The organism is Labilibacter marinus (assembly GCF_001659685.2).
In the GTDB taxonomy this organism is placed as follows: Bacteria; Bacteroidota; Bacteroidia; order Bacteroidales; family Marinilabiliaceae; genus Saccharicrinis; species Saccharicrinis marinus.
Genome location: NZ_LXYE02000054.1, coordinates 14,598 through 29,819, shown reverse-complemented (window position 1 = coordinate 29,819; position 15,222 = coordinate 14,598). Strand labels below are relative to the sequence as shown.

General features: G+C 35.4%; 8 protein-coding genes. 6 read left to right on the top strand and 2 right to left on the bottom strand.

Annotated features, from left to right (window positions below; translation table 11 throughout):
• Positions 1-7 precede the first annotated feature (7 nt).
• Positions 8-1,927 carry an FAD-dependent oxidoreductase gene (locus A8L32_RS20835; protein ID WP_066633017.1) on the bottom strand — a complete coding sequence of 640 codons (1,920 nt, stop codon included), beginning with the start codon at positions 1,925-1,927 and terminating at the stop codon, positions 8-10.
• 313 nt (positions 1,928-2,240) lie between these two features.
• Positions 2,241-5,522 (bottom strand): ligand-binding sensor domain-containing protein, encoded by a 3,282-nt coding sequence (locus A8L32_RS20830; RefSeq protein WP_083631441.1) that lies wholly within the window; start codon positions 5,520-5,522, stop codon positions 2,241-2,243.
• A 459-nt stretch (positions 5,523-5,981) separates the two neighbouring features.
• On the opposite strand from A8L32_RS20830, the gene A8L32_RS20825 reads away from it, so the two are divergent.
• The 6 genes from A8L32_RS20825 to A8L32_RS20800 all read left to right on the top strand — a co-directional run bounded on the left by A8L32_RS20825 (position 5,982) and on the right by A8L32_RS20800 (position 15,128).
• Complete coding sequence (locus tag A8L32_RS20825) at positions 5,982-7,694, top strand: hypothetical protein (protein ID WP_075591451.1); 1,713 nt, start codon at positions 5,982-5,984, stop codon at positions 7,692-7,694.
• 147 nt (positions 7,695-7,841) lie between these two features.
• On the top strand, positions 7,842-9,482 hold the full coding sequence (locus tag A8L32_RS20820; protein WP_066633007.1) for a hypothetical protein: 1,641 nt from the start codon (positions 7,842-7,844) through the stop codon (positions 9,480-9,482).
• A gap of 300 nt (positions 9,483-9,782) precedes the next feature.
• Positions 9,783-10,349: a hypothetical protein gene (locus A8L32_RS20815; RefSeq protein ID WP_066633004.1), complete on the top strand. Its 567-nt coding sequence runs from the start codon at positions 9,783-9,785 to the stop codon at positions 10,347-10,349.
• Between the two features lie 31 nt (positions 10,350-10,380).
• Positions 10,381-11,493 carry a hypothetical protein gene (locus A8L32_RS20810; protein WP_066633001.1) on the top strand — a complete coding sequence of 371 codons (1,113 nt, stop codon included), beginning with the start codon at positions 10,381-10,383 and terminating at the stop codon, positions 11,491-11,493.
• Positions 11,494-11,594: 101 nt separating this feature from the next.
• Positions 11,595-12,131: a hypothetical protein gene (locus A8L32_RS20805; RefSeq protein ID WP_066632998.1), complete on the top strand. Its 537-nt coding sequence runs from the start codon at positions 11,595-11,597 to the stop codon at positions 12,129-12,131.
• Positions 12,132-12,599: 468 nt separating this feature from the next.
• The gene (locus tag A8L32_RS20800; RefSeq protein ID WP_066632996.1) at positions 12,600-15,128 is read left to right on the top strand and encodes a glycoside hydrolase family 2 TIM barrel-domain containing protein; all 2,529 of its coding nucleotides are present in this window, start codon (positions 12,600-12,602) and stop codon (positions 15,126-15,128) included.
• Positions 15,129-15,222 lie beyond the last annotated feature (94 nt).

The window sequence follows — 15,222 nt, the reverse complement described above, 5'->3', positions numbered from 1 at the left end:
CATCAGATTACGAATAACAACGTACTTCATACAATTTGGCGTTCTTATAACCCCAAGTTTCGTTCAACTTAATGCGAACAGCAGTCGTTTTAACTTGTTCAAAACTTGTTTTCATTAAACGGGTAATATTATCTTCAATTTTGGCAACTTCTACCCATTTACCTTTGATACGAGCCTCAACAGTAGCTGTTTTTATTAATTCTGGCGGTACAGCATTTATTTGTCCTTGCTTCGTATATTTTTCAGGATTTTTGTGCATCATCATTTTGCGACTTACCACTGTTTCTCCCTTTAACTCAACCTTAGAAATGCTGACCGGCTTTTTCCATTCTAACTGCAATTCTGCATTTAAACCATCCGCTTCCCAATGGTGAATCTTATCGGCTCTATCGCGAGACATACCATCCACAAGGTTTTTAGCATCTCCCGAAATAGTAGAAGAACCCATGATAGCATCTGCTTTTTTAGCTAAATCACTTTTATCAAGCGCTGGTCTGCGTGGAATAAAAGCATCATCGCGAAGCAATTGCTCCTGTAATTCTTTAATATGTTTTTTACGTAATTCGCAAGGGTTAATTCCCTTCTTAACACACATTGCTGCTGCCGTTCCAGTTGCTTGTCCCATAGTTGAGCAAGTACCAATAATACGTGTTGACGATAAGGCCATATGGGTTACACTAATATTACGTCCTGAGAAAGAAAGATTCTGGATATTTTTAGAATATAATGCACCATAAGGAATTTGATACAACTCTTTAACGCCTTTATGGAAATAACTTGCTGGCTGCGATAAATCTTCAATTCCACCTGGATTATGCTCATCAAACGACCAGCCACCAAAAGCAACTGCATCATCAAAAGTTTTGTTATTGGCCAAGTCCACTTGATTTAACAAGATATCGCCCATAAACCTACGCGACTCTCTTCTTCCTGGAATAGAACCAACCCAATCCAAAGCAATATTATCTGCTTCGGGATGATCCCCGGAATTCTTAATATAATCCCACACCCCATAAAAATAGGCCATCAATTTATGACGGATATTTTCACGGTTAGCAATAATATCAAAATCGTCGCCAACTTCAACCCACCAATAACCTTCTTTTACCTGTTTAATTCTTCTGTGCTTATCTTTAAAGGCAGCTTCATAATCAAACGGAATAGCATAATGCGGCGCTTTAAACGGAACGGGCTTGCCCATATCCTTTGTAACCATCATAATGCAATCTCCCATTGTCCAGCCATCCGCTTGCTCCGGCGCATGATCCTCACCAAACTCGTTTCTACTCTCACGACCTGTTCTGTACTCTGCACCTGCAGTGGCAGCTAATAAACCATCTCCCGAACAATCAATAAATTGCTTAGCGTTAATCTTATATTCTGTTTCGTTGGTGATACCCCAACAAATAGCGGTTTTAATCTTATCGCCATCCATCTCGGCACTAATAGCCTGTGTATTTAGCATTAGTCGAAGATTTTTTTCGCGCGTTACATAGCCATATAAAACATGATCCCAAACATTGTAGGAGTCCTGCGGATTATATACCCAGTTCTCAATCAATATTTCTTCTACAATACCCGATTCACGTTCTTTATGACTTCCTTGATTGACAGTTACACGCATCTCACTTGAAGCATTACCTCCAAGCACAGGACGATCTTGAACCAAGACTGTATTTGCCCCGTTACGCGCAGCGGATACTGCAGCCGAAATACCAGCCATACCGCCTCCTAAAACAAGGACATCACAATCGATAGTTTCTTGTCTATCCGGAGTTCCCATTTTTCCTTTGGCCACTTGATACCATCGGTCGTTTTCTCTATCAACAACACCTTGATTATGGTTGGCAGCATTTCCTACAACAGGTACCAAACTTGCACCTACTGCTCCAACCGTTGCTTTTCTAAAAAAATCTCTTCTTTTCATATACGCTAATTTAGTATCCAGACATTTATGACGAGACACAAGACTGATTACATTTTTTTATAGTTGAACTCATATCGCTCAAAGCTCTAATACAAAGAAATTTTAATAAACACGATTTAGAGTACCTGAGGATAAAAGTTATATGTCTGGTAGTACAAACTTACCATTGCAGTCCATAAAAAAAGGCCTCTCAGTATATGAGAGACCTTGTCAGTATTTAAACTAATATGTGTTTATGACTTCACAAGCCTTGTATTTGAATTTTATAACTCAAACCCTTTATCATATCGATAGACACTAAATAAATCAAAAATTAACCTTCTAGAGATAATGATTTTATCGCTTCATCTAATTGCTCGGCTAAATTAGCAGTATCACTTACATAATTGGATATTTGCTGAATGGCCGTATTAACATTAGAGGCTTCGTAAGATTGACTTTGCGTTGAGCTTCTGATTTGCGAAATCAACCCGACAATATCCTTGATATATTCTTGCAACGCAACAATTTTTTCGTTGGCTTCGTGTGATAAATCTAGCCCGTTATTTGAAAGCTTTTTAATTTCCACGGCCACTTCCTGCGAACTATCAGCTAGTTTTTTCACTTCATTAGCCACTACACCAAAACTTCGTCCATGCTCTCCTGCCTTAGCAGCCTCTATAGCGGCATTTAACGATAGTAAGTTAGTAGTACGTGCAAACTCAGTAATGCTTTGTATTCCCTTCGCCACATCTTCAATAGAATCAACCGCTTTAGAAAAAATACTTACACTTTCGGCTGAATTATTCTCCACTACTTGTGCGTTATCAAACATTTTAGCTGTTCCCGAAGCATTTTCGTTAATCTCATTAACCATTTGGTCGATGGATGCAGATACTTCCTCTATACTAGATGCCTGACTATTGGTAGCCTCTAATAGTTTTGTGGATGTTTTTCCTAATTTAAGCTTTACATCTTCTATCACACCACTCAATTTCACCTGTGCATCTGCTAACTCAGCATTTTTTCTATCCGACTCAGCAGTAGCTTCTCTTACTTTTTCTTCCAGCTCTTTTCTACGTTCTTTAGCTTCTTGCGTTCGACGCCTTACTATATAATATACTGCACCCGAGATAATGATTAATACTAATATTCTAAACAACCAAGTGTTCCACCATGCAGGATGAATAACAATGGAGAGTTCTGTTGGCTCATCATTCCAAAGTCCATCATTATTAGAAGCTTTTACCATAAAAGTATACTCTCCTGCTGGTAAATTAGAAAAGTTAGCTTCTCTTCGTTTACCTACCTTATTCCACTCTTTCTCATGACCATCTAATTTGTACATATACTCGCATTTTTCTGCTGCATTAAAATTTAAAGCAGAATACTCAATAGTAAACGATACTTGTTTATGGTTTAACTCTAACTCTTCGATATAGGCAATATCCGCCTTTAAAGGAGAATCTTTTGTGCCAATTTCAACTGCTTTATTAAACAGCTTAAATCCAGATAAAGTAACTCTCGGCTTAATGGTGTTAGTAACAAGATTAGTTGGTTCAAAGGAGTTCATTCCATTCATACCGCCAATATAAACCAAGCCATCCTCTGTAATATAGTTACAGTTGGTAGTAAAGGTGTTTCCTTGCAGACCATCTTCAACAGTGTATGTTTTAAAATCTGAAAAGCTTTCCGATTTTATTTTAGCCTTAGAGTTGTATTTAAAACTAGTCAGTCCTTTTATAGTCGTTATCCAAACTAAACCATCCTCATCAAAGAAAACATTGTGAATTTCGTTGGTAGGCAATCCATCCCATTCGCCAAAGCGAATAAAATCTGCGCTATCTTCTCTAAAGATATGCAAACCATCAGCCGTACCCACCCAAATTCTACTATCAGCATCCTCAGTTACACAATTAATAAATTCATTGCTCAATGAATTTTCATCTCCTTCAATGCTCACAAAGTGCTTTTGAAACTTAACAGTATCCGTAAATAGTTTAAGACCATAACTAGTTCCTGCCCACATTCTATCTTTAGAATCTTTGAATATAATACGAGCGTTTTTATCTATGCTCCTGTAGTCTTCATCTTTATATTTAGAAGGGTCAAGTCCCTTTTCTGAAGTATCTAAGATATACAAACCTTGTTGCCCCGCTACCCATAGGTTATGATCTTTATCAAACTCAACATCTCGAACGGTATTCTTCCTTAAGTTAGTATGAAATATTTCTTTGTTCTCATCAAAAAAAGCTACACCGTTGTTTGTACCAATCATTACATATTTATTGTCAAATATTTCCACCCTTTCAACAGTTATAGATTCTATACCTTTGGTATTCTTTTTATAATCGGGTTTAAAATATTTGTACCTTCCTGTGTTCAGGTTCATAATATTTAATCCTCCACCCTGGGTTCCGATATAAAGATTACTATTGTGCCTTGTAATACATCTCACAAAATCCTCATTCAACGTAAACACATTATCTTCTATACTTGGATAATACTTAAAGTTGGTTCCTTTGGTATTTACAAAATTTACTCCGTTACTCCACGTTCCAACCCAAAAATCACCATCCCTATCCTCAGTTACCGTATAAAGCGCGTTTTGGCTAAGACTGTTATTATCATTAATATTTTGCTGATATTTTTGTACCCAAGGTTTATCATTCTTTAGTTCAGCCTTAGAAATAAGACTAATTCCTCCAGGTCCTGATATCCATAAATCGCCATTTGAAGCCATCACCATGCCCCGAACATCATTATGACAAATGGTATTTCTGTTTTTAGGATCGTGAACGATATGTGTAAATGTATCTGAATTTATATCGCTTAAGCGATTAATTCCTGCCTTACTGGTTCCCACCCAAATTTGACCGTGATTATCCATGATGAGTGAGGACAGTTTATCCGAGTTAAGTCCTTGAGGATTTATTGCATCATACTTCCAATGCTTTACCACTTCTTTAGTTTCAGAATTCAATAAGAATAAACCATCCGCAAGAACAGAAACTAAAATATGTTGATCATCAACATGGATAATACCCGAGATATTTTTAAAATAGGTATTCTTCTTTCCTTTTACTTTATATATTTGTTCAAAATTATCTCTATCAGGATGATACAAACATAGACCCCAACTTGTTCCAACCCAAATTTGACCAAGTTTATCTTCACACAAACTTAATACTGACTTACTACATAATGCGGTACTATCATCTTTTACGTAGGCATAATTTTTAAATTTTTTGGTACGAGGATTATAACGGGATAAACCCCTATCTCGTAATCCCACCCATATATAACCTTTACTATCTTCTATTAAAGTGGCTACATGGTTACCTGCTATGCCGTCGGGATTGTAAGGATTATATCTGTGATGCATAAAAGTATAACCATCAAAGCGGTCTAAACCTCCTGTTCGCATACCTAACCAAACAAACCCTTTACTATCCTGTAAGATTTTATGTACCGTATTTTGCGCCAGACCATCCTGCTCCTGAAAAGTACGCGCTTTAAAACCTGCTAGCTGAGCAGTAATAATTTGAAAAGTGATAAGAAATAAGATGGTAAAAAATAGTTTATGTGAGATGCCTTTAAACATTATGAGTCTCATTCAAAAAATTGTTAATGAAGTTCGTAAAATACACTTGGACTTTGTACTGATACCAGCGCCTAAAGTTACATTTTTAAACACATTTTTAAACACTCTTTAACAATCAATAATCCTAGTGTTTTTATACGCTTTAAAAGCCATAAAACTTCTTAAAACATAACAACATATGTGTTAACACATTATACAATAAACAGTGAGCAATTAACAATTACTCAAATTATCAAATACTCAACAAGTATTCTTATTTCTTTCTACTTTCTTATGTTGTGTAAGTCTATTTTTAATATAATTCATCCCAATATATTCGAACATACGACTTATTAAGTCCTTATTATCATCCTAAAACACTAGTATAATTATTTATCGCGCGCAACAATAAAAGACATACTTATCTTTTATTGTTCGTAGCTTTGAAAGCGACTAGAAACAGGTCTTTTCTATCATTTAAATCCATCATCTATGAACATGAAATATATAATATTACTCCTTATAGTTATTTTATGCGGTTGTAAAATTGAATTACTTCAGGATGTTGAAGAAGCAGCTGAAGAATTAACCAACAGTGCTGGTGGAATAGTCAATGAAATATCTGAAGAAACCTTGAAATCTATTCCTATAGACCAAGGTGAAATTGGTTTTTCGATAGATACGCGGTCCTTGGCCTTATTAGGTTATTATCCTACTACAGCAAATGTAAAAATTGAGGGTGACCTCAGTGCTTATTCTCAAAACGATATTGTGGTAAATGAGTATACCCATTTTGCACAGTTTAAAATTAAACGACAAGAGCTGAACGAAAATCAATTGAAAGCTTTTGCCAATGGTTTACCCATTGAAATAACTGTATTTGATGAAATGGGAGATGCTTTGGAGGATTTAAGTATTTCTCGTTACATAATTAACACCACCGCCAGAACCTTAAAAATAACCTCCAACCGCCACCGTATATTAAAACCCTTACATTATAACCCCAATGTGGTTCATTACTTTAAAGTAGCCTCAGAAAATAGTTTTGAGTTTTTAAGTGTTAGACCCGAGGGAGGCGACATTTTTTATTGCTACGACCCAGAGAATTGGGAAACCTCTTGTAGGTATGGAGAACAAACATCGGGAAGTTTAAATTTATACTCAAGATCTAAACCCGAAGGACGTCCCTTTTATTTTGGTGAAGCCCGCTTCAGTATTATTAAATCTCCCAACTTTAATAACGATTCAAGTTATTACATCCGTAACGAAATAACGCAAAGATTTTTACAGGCTGACATATACCAAGAATATAGTAATGGTGATTATACTCAACTATACTGGACTCAACCAAATTTCGACGACATTTATTATCCTGATTACGGTAGATTTAAGCTTATACAAACCCAAGGTGGAAATGTAAAAATACAAGAACCCGAAACAGGTGAATACTTAAGCGTTCAGTATCCCAATAGTAATCATTCGTTTATCTTTTTTGATGATGACGCTTCAAACGATGTAGAATTTAAAATTTTTGCCGATAATATTTCTTGGGATTATGACGAGTTAGGCACCAAATATTCGCCAGCTATCATTCCTCCCGCACAAATGGATTTTGCCTTTCAGCAGACCATCGTCAACTGCTCGGGAGCCACTGGCGATTACAAAGTGGGTATTTCTAGTAGCGAAAAGAAAAGAACCACCATGGCCTTTGAAGAAAGTCTGAATATGTTTTCGAGCTCTACAGATAGCAAATCAGCCACTATCGAAGCCTCTGCCTCAGGTTCCTTTTTTGGCGTTGGAGTTAGCGTTTCTGCCTCAGGCACTTTGGCCTCCTCCTCTACCACTGAATTTGGTAATGATAAGCAAAGTAGCCAAAGCATTACTTTTGATGAAACACAGCAGGTATCATCCAGCAGAACCATTACCGTGCTGCCTTATAGTGCAGTTGAGGTATTTGATGCTATTCAAAAATTAGAAAATGTACAAATACCGTTTGTGCAGCGTTTTATTGTGCGAGGTTCCATAGAAGCCTATCATTTAACGGGTACTGAAATTGAAGCACAATTAATAGCTAACCAGTTCTCTGGTCATATTGAAGAAATAGGTAGCGACTATGCAGTTGTTGGCATCAGAGGCTCGGTAAATGTGGCCAATTACTTTGAATACAACAATAGTTTGCACGACATTGAAGGTGCTTGTAATTAGCGCTTGCCTATTAGGCTAATTAATTGCAAACACGGATAAACGATTAAATTTTAATGAGATAAAACAAGCCTATTAAGGATGATGCATAAAGCTCAGTACTGTGTTCATCAGTCTTAATACTTGTGAGTCGACACCAAATTCAAACAAATGAAAAATATACTCTATATAGTCTTAATAAGTTTTGTAACTGCTTTTAGCAACTGTACTTTTGAAGTAGTAGAAAAACCCCAACCGAAGGATGTGGGAGAAACTGATGGAACTACACGCTTTGCGGGAATTTCAGATTCTACAGTTAACACCATTCCTGTGGATGCAGGAGAAATTGGAATTGGAATAGATACACGTCTATTAGCCGTACGTGGTTATAAACCCACTACAGTAAATGTGAGTATTGGAGGTGACCTAAGTGCTTTATCGCAAAATAATATCGAGGTAGATGATTATACACATATGGCCTTATTTAAAATAAAACGTGAAAACCTAAGTGCCGACCAAATATTTCTTTTCAGCGAAGGGGTTGCGATTGAAGCTTCTGTATATGATGCTCAAAATAATTTGATTGAAACAGAATCCAATACCAAGTTTATCATTAGTGGAAGTAACAGAACCTTAACGGTTGAAACAGAAAAACCAAGGTTATTCCAGGCCATTAAATTTAACCCTAACGTTCCGCATTACATCCTATATAACAATAGATACTTAGGGGGTAATAGGATCAATTTTTCAAGTAAATCTTATGATAATATCTTTATAGTAAGTACCCTTTTCAGAGATAGTCCGAACAGTGACCATCATAAAATTCAGCAATTCTACTTTATACCTTTAGGTGATGATGTTTATGCCATAAAAACAGCATTTAAAAACTGCTATTTAGAATTATACGATGGTGTATTAAGATGGAATGCCAATTATAGCGATGACAATGGTGCCGTTACCCTTGAAGACAAGCATAAGTTTAAATTTGAAGGTACTCGTGATGGACAAGTAAAAATAAGACCTGCTAATGGTAGCGATTTCTTTAAACAAAAATGGGTGAACATTTATGGGTATCATCAAGCTGCATTGTCCAACACATTGAGTACTGCAGAAGATTTAGCATTAAATGTAGTTGCTGCAAATATTACCTGGCAATACGAAGATTTAGGTACAGAATACTCAGCAGCTATAGTGCCGCCTGCACAAATGGACTTTGCATTTGACCAAACCATTCATAATTGCTCGGGGGCCACAGGGCAATACTTTGTGGGTAATAATCAAACCGAAACTAAAACTGTATTAATAGGCATGCAAGAGAGTGCTAACTTATATTCCAGTCAAACCGATAGTAAATCGGCTACCATTAGTGCCTCAGCCAATGGAACCGTATTTGGGGTGGGCGTAAGCGTATCGGCATCGGGAACCTTATCAAACAGCAATACAACTGCTTTTGGGCAATCAAAAACCAACAGTAGCAGTACTTCATATACCGAAACAGAAAAAGTTTCTAGCAATAGAAAAATAACTGTTCCTCCCTATACTTCGGTCGAGGTATTCGATGTCATTCAAAAGTTTAAATATGTGCGTATTCCATTTGTTCAACGCACCTTATTACGCGGTACCGATGATATAGGTATTCCGTTAACAGGCCCTGAAATTGAAACACAGCTACTGGCCAACGGATTTAATGGTGTTATACTAGAAGTTGGATCCGATTATATTGAGTTTAGTGTTAGAGGTTCGGTTGGTGTAAGCAACTACTTTGAATATAAAAACACGGTAAATGATATTAAAGGTATTTGTGGTAATTAAAACAGGGAACAGTGAACCATGGGTAACTAACAATAAATCAAACACACAGCTCATTAAATGACGATACTTTAAGTTTACATCGCTGATGCAAACCATTACACAGCTGCTGCAGATTTGCATTGCTGACGCAAACCATACTCCCATAAAATACATATCTACTTGCTCTAGATTAAAGCATCCTTTTTCTCTCATATTAAAGTAGTACTTATAGCATAAGAAGTTTTTATTGTTAAATTTGGCTGAGCTAATTAGTAGGCTTTATTAAAAACAGTTTAGATACATATTCTATATAAAACAGAAATGCAGGATTCATTCTATAAGATTGTAGTTTTAGTGATAACATTAAATTTATCAGCTTACTTGATTAAGTATATTTTAAAAACTAAAGGATATCCAATTAATTGGTTTAGTGGTTATGTAAGAGATATCTGTAACTTGTGGAAGCTATTTATAAAGACAAAAAAAATAATTGAGAAATTAATATATTTTATTTTAGGGACAGCGTTTCCTCTATTAACTATAGTATTTATAACCTCCGTATTTTCTTACACGAATAACTTTTCGGAAGTAGATCGGTGTGAATATGAAGAACAATTTCGTCAAACACAATGGGCTGGTATTATAAGCAACAAATACATTGATAAAATCAATCATTCTTATAAAACAATTGAAATTGAAAATGATGGTAAACTTCAAAAAATACAGAACTGGGTTCTTTTTCAGAATGGAAACTTTGAACAAATTGAAATTGGAGATTCAATGGTTAAAACACAAGGGTTAGTGAATGTCAAATTATTTAAAAATGACAAAGAGTTAGAACTAATTGTTGATTACGGGTGTGATGAATCAAATACTAGCAATAACTAATTAAAATGAAAAAACGAAAGCCTAAAAAATAATGAAATACATTTTTGTACTCTTATTATTAATAAGTTTTGCTAAATCCTATGCTCATACAGATAAACACTTTACATACAAGTTTGATAAAGTAACTGTAAGGTTTAAGACAGGTTTTATGTTTGAAGAAATTAATAATGCAAGAATAATTGGGGAATATGCATCTTTACTCTGCAACCACTTGAATTATAACGAGCCTGTCTTCCTTGACTTCATCCATGATTATGGCAATAGTTATAAAGGACACAATTTTAGCTTCATGAACATCGGCAAAGGCAGCTATAGATCCAAAAGTTATTTCACTTCGGTTCATGATAGTACATTAAATGCAGATGTATATCAAATGGTTCCTTATTCAATGTTAAATGAACTAGACCAGAATAACATCAATAAAGAAATTTACAGTATAGAACCTACGGATTCTCTCGAAAAGATAGTTATCCGACAATTTGGATTTCATTTCGAGGTAAATAACACACTAAACCTTCTTCATTATGCCATCAGTAACCTAAATGAAGTGGTTAACTCCGCAAAACAAGATAGCTTATGTAGTTATTTACCCAATATGTATTATGAATTTAATACCATTTCAAAACTAAAAATAGATTCAATAAAGGCTTTGAAAATAAAAGATGTTGAACAGGTAATGCAACAAAAGGTATATGCGAAAGAAGGTTCGGTTACTACCAGCCAACTTTCTTATTCATACTTCGCAAAAAATAACACCTATTTCATATTTGCAGCGCACCAAGAAAATGAAGTAGTTTTAGACACATTAAGCCAAATTTATTCCATAAACTTAATTACTGATAATTTGCAAACCTTATTTGTTTTTGAAACACCCTATAGTTTTAAAAGTTATGAGGAGGTTGGCTTTGATAATGAGTTTAAAAAATCAAAACTTCATAAACTACCAATAGAAAGGGATGAAGCAATCGTATTTTATAATGTAAACTGGATTTTGGATGACATTTATTTTATCAACTTAATTGATTCATTTACAATGTCCCCTTCAAAGATTTATCCGTACCTATTGAATGAGGATATCTTAATACCAGATTTTGAGAATTATATTAATTCTAATCGAAGGAATACAAATAACAACGGACAATAATAAGCAACGAAAATAACACCTACCGATGGGAATAAATCAACTTACTACAAATACAAATTGAATTAAAGCACTAAATACCTAACAAATAAGGCAAAAATATTATGAACCCAAATATCGATTTGAAGAACCATTACCTATTAATACTATGCTTTGTAACTAGCATAATTACATACTGGGGGTTATCTCAACTAAATGCTTTGTTTTCAAATCTGTTTTTCGGAGTTGTGAAACTATTGGATTTGCCAATAATGACAGTTTTCATTACAGGCAGAATAATAGACGGATTAGTATTGATAGGCCTTATTGTTTTTATTATTAACTTTAGTAAAATGGATAACTTCAGTACTGTACAGAAAATTCCTGACCTTATACTTGACAGAAAAAAACTAAGAATATTCGGAATATTAGTTTTAGTTCTTTTGATTATTGCTCCATTTTCAAACTTCCTAATTCAAGACTCTTTTCTCTTAAGATGGCAAGAATATTTAAGTGCTAAAGGAAACAACGTCCTTTACTCATTATATTTCAACATAATACCAAGCATAATTGAAATAGTTAGTGATTTATTAATTATTGGAGCTTTCTTTATTTTGATTAATAAACTTCCTAAGGTTAACAAACGTGCAGAGACTCCCTAAAGAATTTATGATTCTTTATACTAAGCCTCAATTAAAATTTCTCATATTATAATCAGTTTTCCACTTAAACCCTATAGAGTGTATTTGATAACTTACCCAATCTAAAGGCCTTTTATTACATTAATAAAGGGGAATTTTTGTCGTTCTGCATAAATATTTATTTACCCTTTATTCAAAAATATAACTTGAATTCATTCATCTTAACCAACTAACAAAACATGTATCAAGGTATGATACACACGTATATAACAATCACTTACCTCCCACTACACAATAACACATTAGAATTTGTTCAAGTAATGTTCAAGTATCAAAATACCATGTCAAGTTTTTGTCTACGTGTAAAAGTGAACTTTAAATAGTATCTTGATTATACTTGTATTGCTAATTAGGGTTTATAAACAGACAATGACTAAATAAGCGAAGACAGAATCGCAATTGTTTCAAATATAAAAACACAATTTAAACATGAACAAAATCTTATTATTTCTAGCTTTTGCATTGATATTAGTATCGTGTGGAACAGAGAAAACAGAATTTAGCAGAGAAACAGACTTCAACTTTGGTTGGAAGTTTGCATTACAAAAAGATACAGCCTTGCCTACGCAAGTTCCGATGGCAGATGCCGATTGGCGCGATGTTCGTTTACCACACGACTGGAGTGTAGAGGCTTCTTTTGATTCAACACTCGAAGGATGTACTGGTTATTTACCAGGTGGTGTTGGTGTATATCAAAAGCATTTTCAAACGCCAGCTAAAAAAGAAGAGAAAAGCACCTTTGTATTATTCGATGGGGTTTATAACAATGCTACCTATTGGTTAAATGGTCACCTATTAGGCGAAAATCCTTATGGTTACTCTCCTGTATACTGGAATTTAACGGAGTATTTAAATACAGATGGTAAGGATAACGTATTAACCGTACATGTAGACCATTCGCGCTATGCCGATAGCCGTTGGTACACAGGTAGCGGTATCTATCGTAACGTTAAATTAATTACCGTAGATAAAGTACGTATTCCTATTTGGGGAACTTACATAACAACACCTGAGGTAGCTGCAGACAAAGCTACTGTAAAGCTTGAAGTTACAGTTGAAAACGAATTAGATACAGAAAGTGCATTTATTTTAACTACTTCGTTAATTGATGCTAACGGTGCTCCAGTGGCCAGTGCTAATACGGATTGTGTGGTTAAGAAAAACAACAAAGAAGCTTTTGTACAAAATTTTGAAGTAAGCAACCCTGGTTTATGGTCGCCAGAAACACCCAATATGTACAAGGCCATTACCAAAGTAATTAAAGATGGTGTTATTGTAGACGAGTACACCACTCCGTTTGGTATTCGTTCTTTACGATTTGATGTTAAGTCGGGCTTTTATTTAAATGGTGTTAACACCGATGTAAAAGGTATCTGTATTCACCACGATGGTGGTTTAGTGGGTGCTGCTGTTCCTAAAGGAGTTTGGGCAAGAAGACTACAAAAACTAAAAGAAGCTGGCGTAAATGCTATTCGTATTGCGCACAATCCATATTCTCAAGAGTTCCTTGACCTATGTGATGAAATGGGTTTCTTGGTACAAGACGAAATTTTCGATGAGTGGGATTACGCTAAAGATAAGCGCCTAAACTATCACGATAGAAACGAGGATTATATTACTCGTGGTTATGTGGAGCATTTTCAGAAATGGGCTAAAAGTGATTTAACACGTACCGTAATGCGCGACCGCAACCACCCAAGTGTTTTCCAATGGAGTATTGGTAACGAAATTGAGTGGACTTATTTACATTACCGTTATGTAACTGGATTCTGGAAAGACCCTGAAGATCCTCAAAACTCAGGTAAATATTGGGGAAGCGCTCCAATGTTCTCTGCTGAAGAGATGAAACAGCGTTACATTGAGTCGGAAAAAGGTGAATATATTTTAGCTGAGACTGCTAAAAAATTAAACGCCTGGGTAAAAGAACTTGACCCGAGTCGTGTAACAACAGCTAACTTAGTGGTACCACAAACAAGTATGGTAAGTGGATATGCGGATGCTGTTGATTTAGTAGGATTTAGCTACCGCAACAAGGATATTCCTTGGGCACTAAAACATTTCCCCCACAAACAAATTACCATTAACGAAAACCCAGGAACTTGGGATGATTGGAAACAGGTGATTGAAAACCCTGGTGTATTCAGCATTTTTATGTGGACTGGTATTGGTTACATAGGAGAACGTCATGGTGATTGGCCTTCAAAAAGTGGATGGTCAGATATGTTGAACATTGCTGGCTTTAAAGTTCAAGGTTGGAACTATTTTAAAAGCATTTGGGTAAACGAACCACATATCTCAATTGGTACCTTACCATTGAGTGAGTCTGGTTTTAAGAGAACTAATATTTCAGGCCAGCAATTACCAGAAAACAGCGGATCGTATCGTTGGAGAGATTCTAATATGCACTGGAACTACGAAGAAGGTGAAATGGTTACTGTAGAAGTATGTTCGAACCACACCATTGTCGAATTATTACTAAACGGGCGCTCCATTGGAAGAAGAAGTATGTCGGAATGTCCAGATCGTATTTTCCGTTGGACGGTTCCTTTTGAAGCTGGTACATTAACAGCCAAAGCAGGTTTTGACGGTCAGGAGGTAATAGCTGAATTACATACTACAACTAAACCAACCGAATTTACTTTAACGGCTGATAAAACATCGCTTGAAGCAGATGCTTATGATGTTTCGCATATTGTAGTTCAGTTAGTAGATGAAGAAGGTCGTACTGTAAAAACAGACAACACTAAAATTGAATTTGAAATTGAAGGACCTGCTAAGCTTTTAGGAGTAGATACAGGTGAAGATGATAATATCAATGATTTTCAATCGAGCAGCATTACCACTGCTAAAGGAAGATGTTTAGCAATAATCCAGTCGACCAAGGAAGCTGGAACTATAAAAGTAACTGCTAAGTCAGGAGATTTTAAATCGCAAGAAGTAATCATCACTTCAAAATAAGATTTATAAATCACACTCAAGCATGAGTGATAAAATACAACAGGCTGCTTCTAGAATAGGCAGCCTGTTGTATTTTATCAAATTCTTATCTTAA

Bases quoted from the DNA above. Each gene is read 5' to 3' on its own strand.
- A8L32_RS20835 (WP_066633017.1), bottom strand. From the start codon at position 1,927: ATGAAAAGAAGAGATTTTTTTAGAAAAGCAACGGTTGGAGCAGTAGGT.
- A8L32_RS20830 (WP_083631441.1), bottom strand. From the start codon at position 5,522: ATGAGACTCATAATGTTTAAAGGCATCTCACATAAACTATTTTTTACC.
- A8L32_RS20825 (WP_075591451.1), top strand. From the start codon at position 5,982: ATGAACATGAAATATATAATATTACTCCTTATAGTTATTTTATGCGGT.
- A8L32_RS20820 (WP_066633007.1), top strand. From the start codon at position 7,842: ATGAAAAATATACTCTATATAGTCTTAATAAGTTTTGTAACTGCTTTT.
- A8L32_RS20815 (WP_066633004.1), top strand. From the start codon at position 9,783: ATGCAGGATTCATTCTATAAGATTGTAGTTTTAGTGATAACATTAAAT.
- A8L32_RS20810 (WP_066633001.1), top strand. From the start codon at position 10,381: ATGAAATACATTTTTGTACTCTTATTATTAATAAGTTTTGCTAAATCC.
- A8L32_RS20805 (WP_066632998.1), top strand. From the start codon at position 11,595: ATGAACCCAAATATCGATTTGAAGAACCATTACCTATTAATACTATGC.
- A8L32_RS20800 (WP_066632996.1), top strand. From the start codon at position 12,600: ATGAACAAAATCTTATTATTTCTAGCTTTTGCATTGATATTAGTATCG.